A 20,037-nucleotide genomic window follows, 5' to 3' on the forward strand; every position below is an offset into this window, starting at 1 on the left:
GTCGAGCCGGGGGGCCGTACGAGGAGAGACCTGCCGATGATCTTCAAGGGTGTCCGCGACGGCAAGCCCTATCCCGAGCACGGCCTCACCTATCGCGACTGGTCGCAGATCCCGCCCCGGCAGATCAGGCTCGACGAACTGGTCACGACGACGACGGTGCTGGCCCTGGACCGGCTGCTGTCGGAGGATTCGACGTTCTACGGCGATCTGTTCCCGCACGCCGTCAAGTGGCAGGGCATCGTCTACCTGGAGGACGGCCTGCACCGCGCGGTGCGGGCCGCGCTGCGTAACCGCACGGTGCTGCACGCCCGGTTGTTCGATATGGACGTGCTGGCGCCGCAGGCGGGGTGACCGGTTCCGCCGCCCCTATTGCGCCGAATAATGTGCGGATCTGCAGGGAATTTCGGCGAAATACATGCAATTCCGCACATTTTCGGAGTGGCGGGGGTACCGGCGGCGGGAGCGTGGCGACGGGGTAGCCGCGGGCGGGTCTACCCGGCCCGCAGGCTGCGCGGCCGGATGTCGGCCCAGTTCTGCTCGACGTAGGCCAGCGCCTCGGCGCGGGGCGCCTCGCCGAACACCACCGTCCACCCTGCCGGGACATCGACGAACGCGGGCCACAGGCTGTGCTGCTCCTCATCGTTGACCAGCACATAGAAGGTGCCGTTCTCGTCATCGAAGGGGTTGGTGCTCATGGCTTCTCCTGCTGTTGCGATCGGTGGATTCGGTCAGGTCCGCGCCCAGCACTCGATCGGAGAGCAGGCCCAGGCAGCTGAGGTTGGGGAACCCCGGGCCCTGGTTGAGACCGGACAGATTGGGCAGGAACAGCTTCGGCGACAGCCCCTCGACGGCGAGGTCGTAGCCGATCGACTCCTGCAGTCGCTCGCCGGTCATGGGACCGCCGAGGCTCAGTTCGATGAGGTCGAGCGCATCCTGGGTGAACAGGTCGGTGAACCACAGCGCGTCGGCCCCGGACCCGTCGATGACGAGGTCGAACCCGTGCACGGTCTCCAGTGACTCGCCGGCCCGGTCGGTGTGCAGGGTCAGCCGGATCTGTTCGTCGCGGGCGACGGCGTGGGCGACCCGTCCGCGCAGATGCCGGATGCGGTCGTCGGCCAGCAGGGCATCCTGCACGCGCGCCGAGAACACGCCGCGGTCGGTGCGCGCGATCGCGTCCCGGCGTTCGGCCAGCGTGAGCCCGGACCAGTGGGTGGGGTCGGAGAACAGGGTGTTCTCGAAGAACCCCTCGCCGCGGGTGAACAGCGTCACCTGCGGCGAGATCACCGTGATGGTCGAAACCCGGTGCGCGAACAGCTCGTTGAGGATGGCTGCGGCCGTCTCACCCCCGCCGATCACGACCACCCGTTCGGCGGTGATGCGTTCGTGCGCCGACGCCCGGTGCCAGAACTGGGCGATGGACAGCACGCGCGGATTGCCCGGCAGGATCGAGCGTTCGGCCTGACCGGGCCCGGTGACCATGACGGCGTCGGCGTCGATCGTGGTGGTCTCGGTGTCCAGCTCGGTGCGCAGCGCCCAGCGCCCGCGGTCGACGCCCATGCTGGTGACCTCGCCGCGGACGACGTCCATGCCGACGTTGTCGGCGACCCAGCGCAGGTACTGCGCCCACTTGCGGTGTGCGGGCGCGGGCCGACCGCGGTCCACCCACTCGGCGAACTGCCCGGTGGCCACCAGGTGTGCCTGCCAACTGTGCCGCAGCATCACGTCGTCGAGTTCGGCGTTGCGCCGTGGCGCCACGGTCGACCGGTAGGGGAAGCCGACGTCCTTCTCGGGGCTCGTGCCCAGCCTGTGGTTGCCGTCGGTCCAGCCGCCGCTCGACTGCCAGTTGGCCGCGACCGCGGTGCGCTCCACCGCGACCACGTGCGGTGCCGCGATGCCCATGTCGCGCAGCACGGCGGCCTTGGCCGCGACCGCGACGGCCTTGGGTCCGGCGCCGATGATCGCCAGTGTGCCGGTCATGATGCCACCTCTCGTATCGCGTTCTGCCACAGCACCTGCAGAGCCGAGATGTCGTCGTCGGACAGGATCTCGGGCAGCGCCCGCCACTGCGTAGCGAGGACGGCCCGCCCGGCCTCGTCCAGCAGGACCGCGGCGGTGATGGTGAGCTCGTGCAGCACGGCCAGGTCGGGTTCGGGCAGCAGTGAGGCGCCCACCAGCAGCGACCGGTCCAGCAGCGCGCCGCCTCCGGCCACGATCTCGGTGCGGCCGAGGTAGTTGAGCATCACCTGCGGTTCCGGATGGGCAGCGAGGCGCTCGGCGGTGTCGGGCCGCAGATAGCGCAGCAGGCCGAAATCGATTCCGTCGCCGTCGATGTCGGGCAGACCCCGGTCCGGGTCCACGCGGACCGGATGGATCGCGCTGAACAGCCCGATGGTCTCGCCGGTGTCGACGTGCCCACCGGGGTCGACGACGGTCTCGGCCCGCCCGTGCGTCTCGACGGCGAGCAGCGGCGTCGGTGTCGGCTGACCCCGCCGTACCCGCCAGGAGGTCACGGTCTTGGCCGCGGCCAGTGCCAGCAGCTCGGGCATCGGCCGGGCCGCCGCCAGCAGCCGGGCACTCACCTCGGGATCGGTGACCGAGACACTGACATGCAGGTCGCGGGCCCGGTCGGTGGCCGGGCGGACGCGCCGCGCCCCGAGGTCGGGGTCGGGACCCTGCAGTTGGGCCAGCCAGAAGTCGCACGTGTCGAGGTTCGCGGCCCGCTCGGCCAGCAGCTGGGACCAGCGCCGGTAGGTGGTCTGCTCGCGGACCACCACGGGCTGGTGCCCGCCCGCCAGCGCATGCCATCCGGCGTCCAGCTCACCGAGCAGCACCCGCCACGACGCCGGGTCCAGCGCGAGCACATGAGCCGTCAGCAGCAGCACCCCGGGACCGTCGGGCTCACGCAGCCACACCGCGGCCAGCATCCGGCCCCGTTGCGGATTCAGGCTCTCCACGCTGCGGCGGGTGTACTCGGTGGCGGCCGCGACGAGGTCTCCGGTCACCGTCACCTCGTCGAGGACCTCGCCCGGTTGGTGGGGCACGAAGCACATGGTGTCGAGGTCGAGTCGGCTGCGCAGGATCTCGTGGCCGTCGACGATGGCCGCCAGCGACGCCCGCAACTGCTCCCCGGTGGTGCCGGGCGGCAACCGGATCGCCTCGGTCTGCGCCAGTCGGCGCGGGCTGCCGTGCTGGTGCAGCCAATGCACGTTGGGCAGCACCGGAATCGGTCCGGTTGCCTGGTCCTCGTCGGGCGAGGCGTCGAGCAGGCTCTCGGCGTCGACGGCGGCGGCGAGTTCACGAATGGACCCGCACTCCAGCATCAGTCGCGCCCGCAGTGACAGACCGCGGCGCCGCGCCGCCTGCACCACCGACAGTGCGACGATGCTGTCGAGGCCCAGCGCCAGCAGATCCGCGGTGACGTCGACGGCAGTGGTCTCGAGCAGTTCGCCGACGACCTCCGCCAGCACCTTCTCGGTTTCGGTCTCCGGTGCCGTGACCGTGTCGGTGTCGGTGATGCCGCCGGCGGCGGCCAGCGCCCGTTCGTCGACCTTGCCGTGCGAGGTCAACGGCAGCTCATCGAGCACAACGATGTGGTGTGGCACCAGATAGCGGGGCAGCCTGGCGGTCAACATGGTCCGCAGCTCGGCCACCGGCACGTCGGTGCCGCCGGTGCCGCCGGTGCCGACGTAGGCGATCAGGCGCGGCCCACTGCGCTGCGCGCGCACCACGACATGCGCGGTCTGCACCGCGGGGTGGGTCAGCAGCGCCGCGACGATCTCGCCGGGCTCGACGCGGTACCCGCGGATCTTGACCTGATCGTCGGAGCGGCCCAGGTACTGCAGCGTCCCGTCCGCCGCACGCCGCACCAGATCTCCGGTGCGGTACATCCGAGCGCCGGGGGTGACGGGGTCGGCGACGAACCGGCTCGCGGTCTCACCGGGCCGGCCCAGGTAGCCGCGGGTCAGCTGCTCGCCGGTCAGGTACAGCTCGCCCTGCACACCGTCGGGCACGGGCCGCAGCCAGGAGTCCAGGATGTGCATGCCGGTGCCCGCGGTGGGCCGGCCGATCGTGGGCCGGGTGTGGTCGGCGATCGCCGCGACGACGGCCTCGACGGTGGTCTCGGTCGGGCCGTAGCAGTTGAAGGCCGTCATCTGGGTTCGGGCGCACGCCTCCCGGATCAGCGCCCATGTGCTCACGCCGATGGCCTCGCCGCCGAGAGCCAGCACCACCAGCGGCACCCGGGACAGCAGTCCCACGTTGGCCAACTGGGCGAACATCGACGGGGTGGTGTCGATCATGTCGACCCCGTGCCGGTCGATGACGTCGACCAGTCCCTCGGCGTCGCGCTGCACGTCGTCGCCGACGATGTGGACGCTGTGCCCCTCGAGCAGCCCGGCCAGCGGCTGCCAGGCCGCGTCGAACGTGAACGACCAGGCGTGCGCGATGCGCAACGGCCTGCCGACCCGCGCCGCGGCGGGCCGCAGCACGTGCGCGGCGTGGTCGGCGGCGTAGGCCAGCACGGCACGGTGGGTGCCGATGACGCCCTTGGGCTTTCCGGTGGTGCCGGAGGTGAACACGGCGTAGGCCGCGCTGTCGGGCGCGATGTCGGCGGCCCGCCAACCGGCCGGCAGGTCGTCGGGGGTGGGCCAGTCCTCGTCGACGACCACCTCGGCGCCGCTCTGCGCGAGAATGTCGGCGATGCGCTCGTCGGGCATGGCGGGATCCAGCGGCACGATCATGCCGCCGGCCTTGAGCACCGCGAACATCGCGATGACGTACTGCGGGCCGCGGGGCAGTCTGATCGCCACGGGGACCTCGGCGCGCACCCCGCGGGCCTGCAGTCCGGCGGCCATCCGGTCGGTCAGGGCATCGAGTTCGCCGTAGCTCAGGTGGCCGCCGTCGAAACTCAGCGCGACCGATTCCGGTGTGCGTGCGGCGATCTCGGTGAGGCGGGCGTGGATGCTGTGCGCGCCCACGGGGTTGCGCGGCGGCAACGCCGCGCGCCGGATTCGGCCGCTCTCCCGCTCCGACAGCGTCAGGATCTCGCGCAGTGGCCGGTCCCACGAGTCGACCAGTGCCTGTGCGGTGCCGATCACGCGGCGTCCCAGGTCCTCGGGATCGACGGCTCCCAGTGCGCCGTCGAGGATTTCGACGAGCACCGTGAGCTCGCCGTGGGTCAGGTGCGCGGCAATGGTCACCGGAAAATGCGACAGGCTTTCCAAGGCCGCGGGCGCGAAGGTCGCCCCGTTGGCGGTGAACTCTCCCCCGCCGACGAGCCCACCCGGCGGGAAGTTCTCATAGACCAGCAGGCTGTCGAACATCTCGCCGACACCCGCGATGGCGCGCAGGTCGGCGTGCGACAGGTGGCTGTGCTCACGCAGGGTCGCCGCTTCACGCTGCAGTTCGGCGCACTGTTCGCCGACGCTGCGCCGCGGGTCCAGCCGGATCCGCAGCGGCACGGTGTTGATGAACAGGCCGACCATGGTCTCGACCCCGGACAGCTCGTCGGGTCGCCCCGACACCGTCATCCCGAACACCACGTCGTCTCGGTCGGTGAACACCGACAGCACTGTGGCCCAGGCCATCTGCACCAGCGTGTTGAGGGTGACACGGTGCGCGCGGGCGGCGTCGGCGAGCGTGCGGGTGGCCTCGGCGTCGAGGCGGACCTCGGTGCGCTGCGGAAGTCCCGGTGCGGGTTCGACATCGGTGAGCGCGGGTGTGAGCAGGGTCGGCCCGCTGAGGCCGGCCAGATGCCGTTGCCACACGGCGCGGCTGGCCTGCTCGTCACGACCGGCCAGCCAGCCGATGTAGTCGCGGTACAGCCGCGGCGACGGCGGCAGCGCCGCGGTGTCCCCGCCGGCGCGGTAGAGCGTGATGAGCTCGCCGACGAACAGCGGCAGTGACCACCCGTCGATGATGATGTGGTGCGCCATGACCGCCAGACGCCACCGGGCCTGCGGCAGTTCGATCAGCAGAAATCGAAGCGCCGGACCGTGTTCGAGGTCGAACGGGCGGGCCCGCTCGGTCGCCTCGATCGCGGCGGCCTCGTCGGCGGTCTCGGCCCGCACCGTCGTCCACGGCAGGTCGACCGTCGACGGGATGACCTGCACGGTCCGGCTCAGGTTGCCGCGGAAGAAGCTGGCCCGCAGATTGGGATGGCGCACCAGCATGGCTTCGGCGCACTCCCGCAGCAGCGCGACGTCGAGGACGCCGGTGACGTCGGCGGCCATCGCGATGACGTAGGGGTCGGGACCGGAATCGGATTCGGCCCCGGCGAGCATCGTCATCGAGAACAGCCCCTGCTGCAGCGGGCTCAGCGCGATGACGTCCTCGATGGCCGGCGCCGAGCCGGCGGACTGCGAAACGGTCACTGTGCCCCGTTCTGCGGTCCGCCCCAGGACGCCGTGAGTTCGGCGAGTTCGTCCGCGGACAGACCCGAGGCGGCCATCGGCGCATGGTGGGTCGCGTCGGTGTCGGCGTCGTCCTCGGCGGACTCGAAGGACGTGGCGGCCTCGGCGGGGCCGGCATCGACCGCGGCCGCCAACTCGTGCAGCACCGGGTGTTCGAACACCATGCGCGCCTTGAGCGTCAGACCCGCGTCCCGGGCACGGGCCGCGACCTGCACCGCGAGGATGCTGTCCCCGCCGAGGGTGAAGAAGTCGTCATGCCGGTTGGCCACCGGCACGTCGAGAACCTCGGCCAGGATCGTCGCGAGCGCGCGCTCGGTGTCGGTGCTCGGCGGCTCGGCGGGCAGTTCGGCTGTCGCGGCGGCCGCGGGTGCCGCCGCCTCGCCCGCCCGCCCGACGATCTCCAGGGTGCCCGTCGCCGTCCACCGCGCGAGGTCGCCGGTGCGGTAGAGCCGGGCACCGGGGGTGAAGGGATTCGCGACGAACCGCTCGGCGGTGTCGGCGGCGGTGACCGCCTGGCCCACACCCCACGGCCCACCCGCGAAGTACAGCTCCCCCACGACACCTGTCGCGGCGGGCTTGAGGTCCGCGTCGAGCACATACACCCCGGTGTCGCCGCCGCCCCACTCGAGGAGTCGCTGCCGCTCGGCGGCGTCGGTGACCTCGATGTCGCGCAGCGTGGCGTCGGGCGTGTCCGCGAAGGCCTCCAGGACGCGGGTCAGCCAGATGCTGAAGCGCTCGAGGGTGGCCCGCTCGTACAGTTCGGCGCGGTAGATCGCGTGGCAGCGGTAGCCGTCCTCGCCCGTGAAGAAGCTCAGCTGCAGATCCGCATGTGCGGCATCGAAGTCGGGTTCGAGCGCCGTGAACGTCACGGGGCCGTCGGGGTCGATCACCCGGTCGGCCGGAAGCTGTTCGCGCACATGGACGACCACCCCGAACAGCGGGTTGCGCGACAGTGAGCGCACGGGGCTGACGGCGTCGACGACCTGGTCGAACGGCAGGTCCTGATGCGCGTAGGCGGCCAGCGCCATGTCCCGGGTGCGGGTCAGGATCTCGCGCACCGTCGGGTTGCCGCGAAGGTCGTTGCGCAGCACCAGGATGTTGATGAAGAACCCGACGAGTTGGTCCAGTTCCGGTTCGGTGCGGCCCGCGACGGGGCTGCCGATCGGGATGTCGAATCCACCGCCGGCCTTGTTGAGTGCGACCGCCACCGCGGCCTCGAGCAGCATGAACTCGGTGACGTTCAGCTCGGCCGCGAGCGCCATGAGCCGGTTGCGGGTGTCGGCGGCGATCTCAAAGGCGTGTGCCTCACCCACCCCGGAGAGCACCGGGGGCCGGGGGAAGTCGGGCCGCAGGCCGATCTCCTCGGGCAGGCCGGCGAGTTGGGACACCCAGTACTCGCGCTGCGGCGCAGCGATTCCCTTGTCGTCGGCGAGCAGTTGGGACTGCCACACCCCGTAGTCCGCGTACTGCACGGGCAGGGGCGCCCAGTGCGGGGCCTGCCCGCCGGTTCGGGCGCGGTAGGCCACCAGCAGGTCGGTGAACAGCACCGTCGCCGACCAGTGGTCACCCGCGATGTGATGCATGGTGACGGCCAGGACGTGCTCGCCGTCGGCCCGCAGCACCGCGGCCCGGATGGGCCACTGCGCCTCCAGGTCGAAGATGTGCGCGCGCTCCTTCTGCAGTCGTTCGGCGACCCACCGCTGCCCGGCACCGTCCAATACGCGCACCGGCAGGCCCGCGGGCTCGTGGATGATCTGGTAAGGCACACCGTCGATTTCGCGGTAGGTGGTGCGCAGCACCTCGTGCCGGTCCACGACATCGCCGATCGCTGCGGTCAACGCCTCGACATCGACCGGGCCGCGCAGGCGTGCGGCGAACGGGATGTTGTTCATCACACTGGGACCGTCGACGCGGTAGGTGAACCAGGTGCGGAGTTGCGACGCCGACAGCGGTGCCGGCCCGTCGTGGCCGACCGGGATCAGGCGGGGCCGAACAGGTCCCACGCTGCCCGACGCGAGCGCGTCGACATGGGCGGCGATCTGCGCGACCGTCGCGAGTTCGAAGATCTCCCGGACCCCGACCTCGACGTCGCACGCGGTTCGGATGGCGGCCACTAGCCGGGTGGCCAGCAGCGAATGCCCACCCAGGTCGAAGAACGAGTCGTCGGCGCCGATCGTGTCGCGGCCGAGGAGTTCACCGAACAGCGCAGCGACGCGCCACTCGGTGGCGGTCTCGGGCTCACGGAACTCGGTGGCGGACACAATCTCCGGGTCCGGCAGCGCGGTTCGGTCGATCTTGCCGTGCGTGGTGATGGGGATCTCGTCGAGCACGACGTAGCCCGCGGGCACCATGTACTCGGGCAGCGCGGCGTTGACCCGCGCGCGGATACGGTCGACGTCAACCGATTCCAGCGGTTCGCCCGCGACGGGCGTGAGGTATCCGACCAGGCTCTTGCCCAGCCGCGGCAGATCGCGCAGCACCACGACGGCCTGCCCGACGCTGGGGTCCACCGAGATGGCGGCCGCGACGTCACCGAGTTCGATGCGGAAGCCCCGGATCTTGACCTGTTCGTCGGCGCGGCCGACGAATTCGATGTCGCCGTCGGCGTTGCGCCGGGCCAGGTCGCCCGAGCGGTACATGCGCTGTCCGGGGTTGAACGGGTCGGCGACGAAGCGTTCGGCGGTCAGGCCGGGCCTGCGGTGGTAGCCGTGCGCGACATGGCTGCCGCCGATGTAGATCTCACCGATCACGCCGACCGGGACGGGCTGCAGCGCCTCGTCGAGCAGGTGCAGCGTGGTGTTGATCTTGGGGGTGCCGATCGGCACGATCCGCGTGCCCTGCTTGCCCTCGACCTTGTACCGGCTGGCGTTGACGATGGTCTCGGTCGGTCCGTAGAAGTTGTGCAGCATCGCGTCGAAGGTGGCGTGGAATTTGTCGGCCACCTCACCGGGCAGGGGTTCGCCGCCGATCGGCACGCGCTGCAGGGTGCGCCACTGGTTGACGCCGGGCAGCGACAGGAACAGGCCGAGCAGCGAGGGCACGAAGTGCATCGCGGTGATGCCCTCGTCGCGCAGCAGATCGGTCAGGTATCCGATGTCGTTGAGGCCGCCGGGTTTGTGGATCACGATGCGGGCCCCGCAGGCCAGCGTGCCGAACACCTCACCGATCGAGATGTCGAAGCTGGGTGAGGCGACCTGCAGCAGACGGTCGTTGGCGTCGATTCCGTAGTCCCCCTGGAACCACACGAAGTACTCGGCGATCGGGCGGTGCGGCACCGGGACGCCCTTGGGCTGGCCCGTGGTTCCGGAGGTGTAGATCAGGTAGGCGGTGTTGTCCGGACCGTGCGGGCGGATCAGGTCGGCGGGCGTCGGATTGTCGGTGCGCTGGTCGTCGAGGCCCGTGATGGGTTCGCGGATAACGAGTTTGGCGTCGCAGTCGCCCAGGATGAACGCCAGCCGGTCCTCGGGATAGGTCGGGTCGACCGGCAGGTACACCGCGCCGGCCTTGACGATGCCCAATGCGGTGACGACGAGTTCCGGGGACTTGTCCAGCAGCACCGCGACGCGGTCCTCGGCACCGATGCCCTGTGCGATCAGCCAGTGCGCGATGCGGTTGGCGGACTCGTTGAGTTCGCGGTAGCTGTAGTGCCTGCCCTCGTAGACCACCGCGGTCGCCTCGGGGGTCCGCGCGACCTGCGCGGTCACCAGATCGGCCAGGGTGGCGGGCGCGGTGTCGAACACCTCGCCGTGGGACACCTCGCGCAGCCACGCGGCGGACGCCGGGTCCATCAGCTCCAGCCGGGACAGCACGGTGTCCGGGGCGGCCAGGGCGCTGTCGAGCAGGACGACGAAGTGGTCGAGCAGTTGTGCGGCCAGCCGCGGTTCGAGGATCTCGATGAGGTGCTCGGCCTCGACAAGCGCACCCGCCGAGGACATCTCGACCATGAATCCCAGCGGCAGCTGGGTGAGGTGGCCGCGCAGTTCGCCGCGCCGGCACTGCAGGCCCGGAGGGGTGAAGCCGCCGCCGTCGGGTTCGCGGAAGCCGAAGCTCACCCGGGTCAGCCGCTCCGCACCGTGACGGCGGTCCGGGTTGAGATCGCGAACCACCCGGTCGAGATTGACGCGCTGATGCGCGAACGCCCCGAGCGCGGTGTCGCGGGCCTGGTCGAGGAGTTGGCGGAACGTCAGATTCGAGTGCGGACGCAGCCTCATCGCGACGGTGTTGCCGTAGTAGCCGATGGTGTCCTCGGAGTCGGCATCGCGGTTGACCACGGGCGTCACGACCAGGAAGTCGTCGCTGTGGGTGTAGCGGTGGATCAGGGTGCCGAACACCGCGAGCAGCACCATGTAGGGGGTGGCCCCGGTCTCGCGCGCCAGTGCGGCCACGCGCTCGGTGGTCTCCGGGGTCAGACGCACGGTGCTGCGCGACGAGCGCCAGCTGCTCGGGACCGCCGAGCCGTTGGGCCCGGGCAGTTCCAGCGGCTCGGGCATATCGGCCATGACCGCACGCCAGTAGGCGAGATCGGCGGCCTCGGAGGCATTCTCCGCGGATCGACGCCGCACCGGTTCCGGTTCGAGCGTCGCACCGGTGTAGGCATGGGTGAGGTCGGTGAAGAACACCCGCCAGGAGGCGTCGTCCCACGCGATGTGATGGGCGACCAACAGCATCATGTGCTCGTCGGGTGCGGTGCGGACCACGGTGATCCGCAGCGGGGCATCCTTGGTGAGGTCGAACGGGGCGCCGAACTCCCGCTGTGCGAGCACCTCGAGTCGAAGCTGCCGGGCATGGTCGGACAGCTCGGTGAGGTCGTGCACGGTCCAGGCCGGGCGCAGGTCGTCGATGACGCGGGGGTGCGGTTCGCCGTTCTCGTCGGCGTGATACGTGGTGCGCAGCACGCTGTGCCGCTGTGCGACCGCGTCCACCGCCTCGTGCAGTCTGGCGACGTCGAGGGCACCGGTGAGCCGGTAGGACACCGACACGTTCAGCAGTGCGCCACTGGGATCGGCGGCCTGGACGAACCACATCCGCAACTGCCCCTCGGACAGCCCGGTGCTCGGTTGGTCCGCCGCGGCCGAAGCGGCGCCCGGGTTCGACAGCCCGCGTTCGTTGAGCCTGCGCCGCAACAGTTCCAGGCGCCGGTCGTCGAGGGAGGTGTCAGTCACGTGAGGGTTCACTTTCTCTCCAGGTCGGACACGAGTTCAGCGCCGGTGATCCCGCCGAGCAGGCGGGCCAGGCCGACCGTGCGCCCCATGACGCGGTGGAGCCGCTTGCGCAGGTCGAGCGCGAGCAGCGAGTCGACGCCCAGGTCGAACAGCGATTCGTTCAGGTCCAAGACGCCCGGATCGGGAAGGCTCAGGACCGCGGCGAGTTCGGCGCGCACGGTGTCGGCCGTACTCCGATCGGCTGCTGCTGCGCCATGTTCCACCGCGGGGACCGGCGCATCGAGGCTGTCGAGGAACATCCGGAGGCGTTCGGTGTCGGCCGAGAGCACCAACGGATCCACGGCGTGATCCCGCAGGCTCGCCGCGATGGCCGCCTCGGCCGGCATCTGTCGCAGCCCGGACCGCTCGATGTTGGCGATCTCGGCGGCGTCGACGATGCCGCCGTCACCCCACAGGCCCCAGCGCACGGACACGCAGCGACGGCCCGTCGCCCGCACCTGATGCGCGACGATGTCCAGCATCCGGTTGGCCGCGGCGTACGCGGCGTGCCCGTGTCCGCCCCACACGCCAGACATCGAGGAGCACAGCAGCATCCGGCTCTCGGGGCGGTGCGGCCAGATCTGCGCGAGCCGCACGGCGCCGACCACCTTGGCGCTGAGCGTCTGGATGAATGCCGCGGTGTCGAGGTCTTGGGCTGTGCCGAACCGTGCCAGGCCCGCGCAGTGCACGACGAGCGATGCGCCTTGGCCGCCGAATTGCGCCGCGGCCGCACTCAACTGTCCGGCGTCGGTGATATCGCACGGCACCGCGACCACCTCGGTGCCGTGGGTTTCGGACAGCGCCGCACACACCGCGGGATCCACCGCGCGCCGGCTCAGCAGCACGATCCGGCGCGCGCCGCGTTCGGCGAGGTGGCGGGCGTACTGCAGGCCGATGGCACCCGCGGCGCCGGTGATGACGACATCGTCGAGCAGTCCGCCGTCGAGGGCCAGGTCCGGGGCCGTGACACCGGAGGTGGTGAACGCCTTGGGGTCACGGCGATACAGCTGGGGGCGGCCGTCGACGTGACGAAGCGCAAGCTCTCCCCCGCAGGCCCGCACGACGTCGAGCACGACCTCGGCCGCCACGCCGGGCACTGTGTCGAGATGGTGGAACGCCTGATCGGGCCGTTCGAAACCCAGACTGCGGTGCACCGCGGCAAGCGCCGCCGCGACGGGCGAGGGCACCGGGTCGGCGACGCCGGTCTGCTCGGCGCCGATGGTGACGAGCCACACCTGCCTGCAGGACGGGCCGATCTGGTCGACGTAGCGCAGTAGGCCCGCCTGGACCAGCTTGGCGAGCGCGGCGGCGGCCTCGGGCACGTCGGTGTCCGCCAGGTCGGGGGCCACCGCCACGAGAATCTCGGCGTCCGAGGGCATGACGTCGCCGAGCACCGTGTGCAGTCCGTGCACCAGCGACGTGGCTCCTCCGAGCGTGACCACCGCCACCGAGGGTCGGCCTCGGGTTGCGGGAGTGGGCATCGGCACCCACGACTCCGCGGTGACGGTCAGACCCGTCACGGGGGCCAGGGGCTCGCGCTGGGCCCAGAGGCCACCGGCGCGCATCGGGGCGTTGGGGAATCCCCGCAGCGCCGCGCCCGTCGATGGCGTCAGCTCGCGCCAGATGAAGGTCGGGTCGGCCACCGCGACCGCGGCGATGTTGGCCGCCAACTGGTGCGGCAGCGGGTGGTCCCGATGTCCGGTTCCGGCCAGCACCGCCTCGCCCGCGCGCTCGGCGACCGCGTGCAGCAGCGCCGGGTGGCTGGACAGCTCGACGAAGATCGTTGCCCCGCAGTCGATCGCCGCCTGCACGGCGCGGTCGAACCGAACGGTGTTGCGCAGGTTGGCATACCAGTAGTCGACGAACCCGGTGCCGGGGGCGACGACGGCGCCGGTGGTGCCGCCGATGAACTGCACGGCGGTCTCGGCGAACGACGCCGCCGGCAGGTGATCCTGCACCCAGCCCCGCAGGGGTTCGAGCACGCTGGTGTGGACGGGGAAGTTGACCGTGATCGGTGTGCCGAGTCGGCCGTCGGCCCGCACGCGTTCGACCGCCGCCGCGACGGCGTCGGCGTCACCCGAGACGGCGACGGCCGCACTCGCGTTGATCACCGAGAGTTCAAGCCAGCCGCCGATGTCCTCGATCAGGTCCCGTGCGGCGTCGGCCGTGATGCCCAGTGCCGCGACAGCATACCTGCCGGTGAGTCGGTCGACCACGCCCGCGCGCACCGCGACGACCGTCACGGCGTCGGCGAGGCCCATCGCTCCGGCCACATACGCCGCGGCGATCTCCCCGAGGCTGTGCCCGACCGCGAGGTCCGGGGCCACCCCGTGACTGCGCCACGCGGCGGCCAGCCCCACCGCGTGGGCGAACTGGGCGCCCTGGATCTCGATCTCGGAGAAGGATTCCGGGGCGTCGATCTCGGTCAGGTAGCGCAGCGGGCTCGCGTGTCCGGCGGCGGCGAACGCCGCGGCGCATTCGTCGACCGCGGCGCGGTAGCCGGGCAGGCGCCGGTGGGCGTCGGCTCCCATGCCGGGATGCTGACCGCCCTGGCCGGGGAAGACGAACGCCACCCTCGGCGGTCGGCTCGTCGACGAGCCGGACACCAGCCGGTGTTCGGCGCCGTGGGCCACCGCGTCCAGCGCGGCCCGCAGCTCCGCGCGGTCGGCTGCGCGAATCACGCTCCGGTGCCTGCGGATTCGTCGGGTGCGCAGCAGGTGGGTCGCGATGTCGGCGACACTCGCCGCGCGCCCGCAGTCGGTGTCGAGGAAGCGCAGCAGGGCCGCGGCGTCCTTCGCCACCAGGTCGTGGGAATGGGCGCTGATCAGCACGGGGATGCGCCCGTCCGGAAGGGTCGCGCCGCCGAATGCGCCGGCGCACGTCATGATGCGACCTGCTCGGGCATCGACACGATGACGTGGGTGTTGGTGCCGCTCATGCCGAACGCGGAGACCGCGGCCACGCGCCGGCCATCGGTGGCGGGCCAGGGACGAAGCTTGTCCGCCAGACGCAGGCCCTGACTGTCCCAGTCGATCTCGGTGCTGGGGTCGTCGACATGCAGGGTCGGGAGGATGCTGCCGTGCTCGGCGGCGACCAGCACCTTGGCCAGCCCCAGCGCACCGGCCGCGGCCTGGGTGTGGCCGAGGTTGGACTTGACCGACCCCAGGAAAGCGCCGGTGCCCGGCGCCGCGGCGCCGTAGGTGACGGCCAGGGAACGCAGTTCGGTGCGATCCCCCAACCGGGTGCCGGTGCCGTGCCCCTCGATGACGTCGACCTGCTCGGGGGCCAGTCCTGCGACATCGAGGGCGCGGCGGAACAGGCGCACCTGGGCGGCCTCGCTCGGTGCGGTCAGTCCGGTGGTGCGCCCGTCGGAATTCAGGACGCTGGCGGACACCTCGGCCAGGATCGGTCTGCCGTCGGCCAGGGCGCGAGAGCGCTTCTGCAGCAGGTACATCGCCGCGCCCTCGGCCCACACGGTGCCGGTGGCGTGTGCGCTGTAGGGCCGGCAGTGGCCGTCGTCGGACAGTGCGTGCTGCTTGGAGAACTCGACGAAGTACCCGGGTGAGCCCATCACGGTGACGCCACCGGCCAGCGCGAGGTCGCAGTCCCCGCTGTGCAGGGCCGCGACCGCGGTGTGGAACGCGGCCAGGGCCGAGGAGCATGAGGTGTCCACCGTGAGCGCGGGTCCGGCCAGGTCGAGCAGATACGCGATGCGTCCCGAGATCACGCCCAGCGAGGTCCCGGTGATCAGATGCCCGCTGTGATGCGAGAACTCGGCCATGGGTGGCCCGTACTCGAGGGTCGATGCGCCGACGTAGCAGCCCACATCGTGGCCGGCGAGGTCGTCGGGGTTGATGCCGCTGTTCTCCACGGCGCGCCAGGCCAGGCGCAGCGCGACTCGTTGCTGCGGGTCCATCGCGACGGCTTCACGGGGTGAGATGCCGAAGAACTCGGGATCGAATTCAGCTGCGCTGGAGAGGAATCCACCCAGGTTGTGGATCTGTTTGAACCCGTCCCGCCGGGATCCCTCGAACAGGTCGTTCAGTGCCCAGCCGCGGTCGGTGGGGAATGGGCCCAGGGCCTCACGCTGTTCGGTCAGCAGGGTCCAGAAGGCCTCCGGGGTGGCGACATCGCCGGGTGTCTCCAGCGCCATGCCCACGATCACCACGGGGTCGGTCATGTTCTGCCCACCAACCGAGCCACCGCGTTCAGGTGGTCGTTGAGATAGAAGTGCCCGCCGTCGAAGAACTCACAGGTGAACCGGCCCTCGGTGTGGCCCGCCCAGCGGTCCAGCCAGTCCCGCCGGGTGCGGTGATCCGCACTGCCGCCGAGGGCGTGGATGTCGGCACGGATCCTCACGTCTGGGGCACAGGAGTAGGTGCTCAGCGCGCGGTAGTCCGCCTTGACTGCCCGCATCAGCAGTTCGGCGAAGTCCTCGTCCTCGAGCAGCACCGGATTGGTCCCGCCAAGGTCGATCATGTCGGCGAGCACCTCGGCGTCGGTGCTCGGCAGCGGGAATCCCTCCGTGACGGTCGACGGGGCCTGTCCCGCCGAGGCCCACAGGGCGCGGACATCGACGCCACGGGCCTCGGCGATGCGGGCGAACTCGAATGCCACGACCGCGCCCATGCAGTGCCCGAAGAGCGTCAGCGGTGCCACCCCGGACCAGTCACCGGCGTCGAACAACTGCTGCGCGATCTCCTCCACGGTGCCGGCCGCGGGATGCGTGAGGCGGTCGGCACGCTGTGGGTACTGCACGATGATCGCAGGAGTTCCATTGTCCGACAGAACTTTCGCGAACCCGCGGTAGGCCGCTGCGGCACCGCCCGCGTGCGGGAAGACCACGGTGGCACCCGGCGCCGCGCCGGGGAACCGCTTGATCCAGGACGGGAACGACACACCGGTGTCCGAGGTCATGACACCACCGACGAGTCGAGTGCGGACACCACTTCGCTGTGCTCCATCTCCAGCACCTCGAGGTAGACCTCGGCGACCTGCGCCAGGCGATCACTGCCCGGCTCGCGATCGGACAGCAGCGTCGCGAGTCCGCCGACGGTGCGCGCGGCGAAGATGTCGGCGACCATCACCGTCGGGGTGTCGAGCCAGGCCCGGATGTGCGCCACCAGCTGTGTGGCGAGCACCGAATCGCCTCCGAGGGCGAAGAAGTCGTCGTCGACGCTGAGCGCCTCGACGCTGAGCAGTCCGGAGATGATGTGGGCGAGGGCGCGTTCCAGGGTCGTCGACGGCGCGACGTGGGTCGCGGCGGTGTCGACCGCACGCCGCGATGCGGCCTGGGCGAGCCGTTCGGCCGCGGCTCGGCGATCGATCTTGCCGCCGACGGTGAACGGAATGGTGTCGGTGATCTCGATGACGTCCGGAACCATGTGCGGCGGAACGAATCCGGCCACTGCGTCGGCGAGCTGCTGCGGGGTGACCTGCGGATCGGTGACGCGGACCAGCGCGGTCAACTGTTCGCGCGTCGCGTCGCCGCCGGCCGGCACGACGGCGGCGACCGCCCCGTCGACGGCGGGCAGCCGGTTCAGCGCGCCCTCGACCTCACCGAGTTCGACTCGGTAGCCGCTGATCTTGACGCGGTGGTCGGCGCGGCCGACGAATTCGATGGTGCCGTCGGGCAGGTGTCGCACCAGGTCGCCCGTGCGGTACCACCGGGTGCCGTCGTGCTCGACGAACTTCTCCGCGGTGAGTTCGGGCCGGCCGCGATAGCCCGTGGCGAGGCCTCGGCCGCCGACCCAGAGTTCGCCGGGGACCCAGTCCGGGCAGTCGACGCCGTCCGGCGCCACGACGCGGCAGCTGTTGTTGGGCAGCGGCCGGCCCAGCGGCACCGCGGCCAGACCAGACAGGTCGGCCAGGTCGGTGACCTCATACCAGGTGTTGTGGATCGCGGTCTCAGTCGCGCCGCCGAGTCCGGCGATGCGGGCGTGCGGCGCCTGTGCGCGCAGGGCGCGGACCATCTCCGTGCGCACCCAGTCACCGCCGGTGGGCACCACGCGCACCGACGACAGCGGCCCGGAGCCCACCGCGACCAGCATCTCGAGCCAGCCCGGCAGCCAGTGCAGCACCGTGACGTCGTGGTCGCGGATGAGCCGTGCCCATGCGTCGGGGTCGCGGCGGCTGTCCTCGTCGACCACGACGATCGCTCCACCGGCGCGCAGCATGCCGAAGATGTCCAGCACGGAGATGTCGCATTCCAGCGTGGACAGTGCCAGACAGCGGTCGTGGCGCCCGATCTCGAAGTGGTCGTTGATGAACTCGACGGTGTTCATCGCGGCGTCGTGGCTGACGTCGACGCCCTTGGGCTCCCCCGTCGAGCCCGAGGTGAAGAGGACGTAGGCGACCTCGTGCGGGTCGACGACGGCGGGCGCGGTCTCGGCGGCGCGGACGCGACCCTGTGCGACGGCCTCGCGCACGGTCACCGCGGGCACCGGCAGGTCGTCCATCGCGGGCGTGCGCGGCCCGCAGAACAGCGCCGAGTGCACGCCTGCACCAGCCAGGATGCGCTGCGCGCGGTCGGCGGGCTGGTCGACACCGACCGGCAGGTACGCCGCACCGGCGGCGTGGATGCCCAGCAGGGCGGGGATCTGCTCGGCGGTCTTGGGGCCCATCACCGCGACCGTGTCGCCGCGGCCCACGCCGCGCTCCCGCAACGTGGCCGTCACCGCCAGGACATGTTCGCGCAGTTGGCCATACGTCAGATCGCCGAGGCCGCTGTACACCGCGGGCGCGTCGGGCTGCTGGTCGGCGGTGCGAAAGAAGCCGTCGTGCAGCGCTTCTGAGCTCACCGGCCGGGTGACGCCGGTGCGGACCGCCCGCTGCGTTTCCGGCGCCGAGCAGGGGTCCACGGTGTCCCAGGCGGAGTCGTCGTGGGCAAGCCGGATGAGTTCGGCGACGTGGTGGGCGAACATCGCGTCGGCAACGCCGGGCCGGAAGGCGTCCTCGCGGACGTCCCAGTTGATCAGCAGGCCGCCGTCGTACGGGGTGGCCTGCGCGTCGAGCAGAACCTGGGGACCCTGCGAGATGTGCCACACGCAGGCGCCGAACTGGTCGGTGACTGCACCGGCGAACAGGTCACCCAGGCCGATCGCGCTGGTGAACACGAACGGCGCGAGGGTGGGCAGGCCGCGGTGCCGGGTGAGGTCACGCAGCACCGACAACCCTGAGTAGCTCGAGTGTCCCGCGCTGGCGTGCAGCGACTGCTGCAGGACCCGCGCGCGGTCGGCCGCGGTGGGCGCGGCGGTGAGGTCGACGTCGAGCATCAGCGATGAACTGAAGTCGCCCACGAGCTTGTCCACATCGGGGTGGAACGGTTCGCGGCCGAACATCGGCAGGTTGAGCAGGAAATGCGCGCTGGTGGACCAGCGTGCGAGCGTCCCGGCGTAGGACGCGGCGATCGCCATGGCCGGCGTGACGCCCCGCCGATGGGCGGCGGCGAACAGGGCCTCGCGGATGTCGGCGTCGAAGAAATGCCAGCGCCGGGTGGTGCGACGCGGGTTGGCCTGCTCGCGGGCCGGCACCAGCGGTGGCGACGGCGGCTCGGGCAGATGCGGGATGCGGTTGGCCCACCACTGCCTGTCCTCGTCGGACACGGGGGTCGACGCGGTCAGTGCGGCCCGGTATTCGCGGTAGGTGTAGCCGAGTTCGGGCAGCTGGTCACCGCGGTAGAACACCGCGAGGTCGGCCATGAAGTTGCGGTAGCTCACGGCGTCGGCGGCCGACATGTCCATGTCGACATGCAGGCGGGTGCGTCCGTGCGGCAGCAGCGTGAGTGCGATCTGCAGCACCTCACCGTGCAGGATCTGGTGCGATTTGGCGTCGCGGATCTCCTCGAGACGCTGCTGTGCGGTGGCCTCGTCCGCGTCGCGCAGGTCGACGATCTCGACGGGCAGCGTGCGGTCGGTGATCCGCTGCGTGCCGTCGGGCAGGATCTCCACGCGCAGCATCGGGTGGCGGCGCGCGAGGGCGGCCGCTGCGACGCGCAGCTGGCCGGGGTCGACGCCCTCGCCGTCGAACTCGACGTACAGGTGCGGGGCCACTCCGCCGAGCGCCTGCTCCTCGTTGCGGCCCAGCCACAGCGCGTGCTGAATCGGGGCCAGCGGGAAGGTGTCGCCCTCGTCCGGGCTGTCTGGGTTGTCTGGGGCGGCCTGGGGCGGCTCCGAGTCGGCGGTGCGCTCGTCGACCAGCCGGGTCCAGGCGGCGACCGTGGGGTTTTCGGCCAGTGCGGCGAAGTTGACGTCGATTCCCTGCCGGCGCCACCGTCCGGACAGCGACATCATCCTGATGGAGTCCAGACCCGAGGCGATGAGGTCGGCGTCGGGGTCCAGCGCGTCCGGGCTGATGCCGAGCAGCTCAGCGACCTGTTCTTGGACGGTCGGCGAGCTCGCCGCTGCGCGACCCACTATCGGTCCTCC

Annotated in this window: 9 protein-coding genes; 1 reads left to right on the plus strand and 8 read right to left on the minus strand. The window is 71.1% G+C overall.

Annotated elements, in window-relative coordinates; all coding sequences use genetic code 11:
- The first annotated feature begins 36 nt into the window (after positions 1-36).
- Complete coding sequence (locus A5727_RS23310; protein ID WP_068255883.1) at positions 37-351, plus strand: type II toxin-antitoxin system VapB family antitoxin; 315 nt, start codon at positions 37-39, stop codon at positions 349-351.
- A gap of 140 nt (positions 352-491) precedes the next feature.
- Here the strand turns inward: A5727_RS23310 and A5727_RS23315 are convergent, their stop codons facing one another.
- From A5727_RS23315 to A5727_RS23350, 8 genes are read right to left on the minus strand one after another with little or no spacing between them, the layout of a single operon-like run.
- Positions 492-695 (minus strand): MbtH family protein, encoded by a 204-nt coding sequence (locus A5727_RS23315; RefSeq protein WP_068255886.1) that lies wholly within the window; start codon positions 693-695, stop codon positions 492-494.
- On the minus strand, positions 673-1,977 hold the full coding sequence (mbtG, locus tag A5727_RS23320) for an NADPH-dependent L-lysine N(6)-monooxygenase MbtG (protein WP_068255892.1): 1,305 nt from the start codon (positions 1,975-1,977) through the stop codon (positions 673-675). The genes A5727_RS23315 and mbtG overlap by 23 nt, the downstream gene beginning before the upstream one ends.
- Positions 1,974-6,371 carry a non-ribosomal peptide synthetase gene (locus tag A5727_RS23325; protein WP_068255895.1) on the minus strand — a complete coding sequence of 1,466 codons (4,398 nt, stop codon included), beginning with the start codon at positions 6,369-6,371 and terminating at the stop codon, positions 1,974-1,976. Before A5727_RS23325 ends, mbtG begins: the two co-directional genes overlap by 4 nt.
- Positions 6,368-11,572, minus strand: a complete 5,205-nt coding sequence (locus tag A5727_RS23330) for a non-ribosomal peptide synthetase (protein WP_068255898.1) — start codon at positions 11,570-11,572, stop codon at positions 6,368-6,370. Before A5727_RS23330 ends, A5727_RS23325 begins: the two co-directional genes overlap by 4 nt.
- 8 nt (positions 11,573-11,580) lie before the next feature.
- Positions 11,581-14,496 carry a mycobactin polyketide synthase MbtD gene (mbtD, locus tag A5727_RS23335; protein ID WP_068255900.1) on the minus strand — a complete coding sequence of 972 codons (2,916 nt, stop codon included), beginning with the start codon at positions 14,494-14,496 and terminating at the stop codon, positions 11,581-11,583.
- A complete protein-coding gene (locus tag A5727_RS23340; RefSeq protein ID WP_068255903.1) occupies positions 14,493-15,791 on the minus strand; it encodes a beta-ketoacyl [acyl carrier protein] synthase domain-containing protein in 1,299 nt (432 codons plus the stop codon). Before A5727_RS23340 ends, mbtD begins: the two co-directional genes overlap by 4 nt.
- Entirely contained in the window at positions 15,788-16,528 is a 741-nt protein-coding gene (locus A5727_RS23345) for a thioesterase II family protein (RefSeq protein ID WP_068255906.1), read from the minus strand. Before A5727_RS23345 ends, A5727_RS23340 begins: the two co-directional genes overlap by 4 nt.
- Complete coding sequence (locus A5727_RS23350) at positions 16,525-20,025, minus strand: non-ribosomal peptide synthetase (protein WP_068255911.1); 3,501 nt, start codon at positions 20,023-20,025, stop codon at positions 16,525-16,527. The genes A5727_RS23345 and A5727_RS23350 overlap by 4 nt, the downstream gene beginning before the upstream one ends.
- Between the last annotated feature and the right edge of the window lie 12 nt (positions 20,026-20,037).

Origin of the sequence: Mycobacterium sp. ACS4331, from assembly GCF_001667265.1 — a bacterium.
GTDB lineage: Bacteria > Actinomycetota > Actinomycetes > Mycobacteriales > Mycobacteriaceae > Mycobacterium.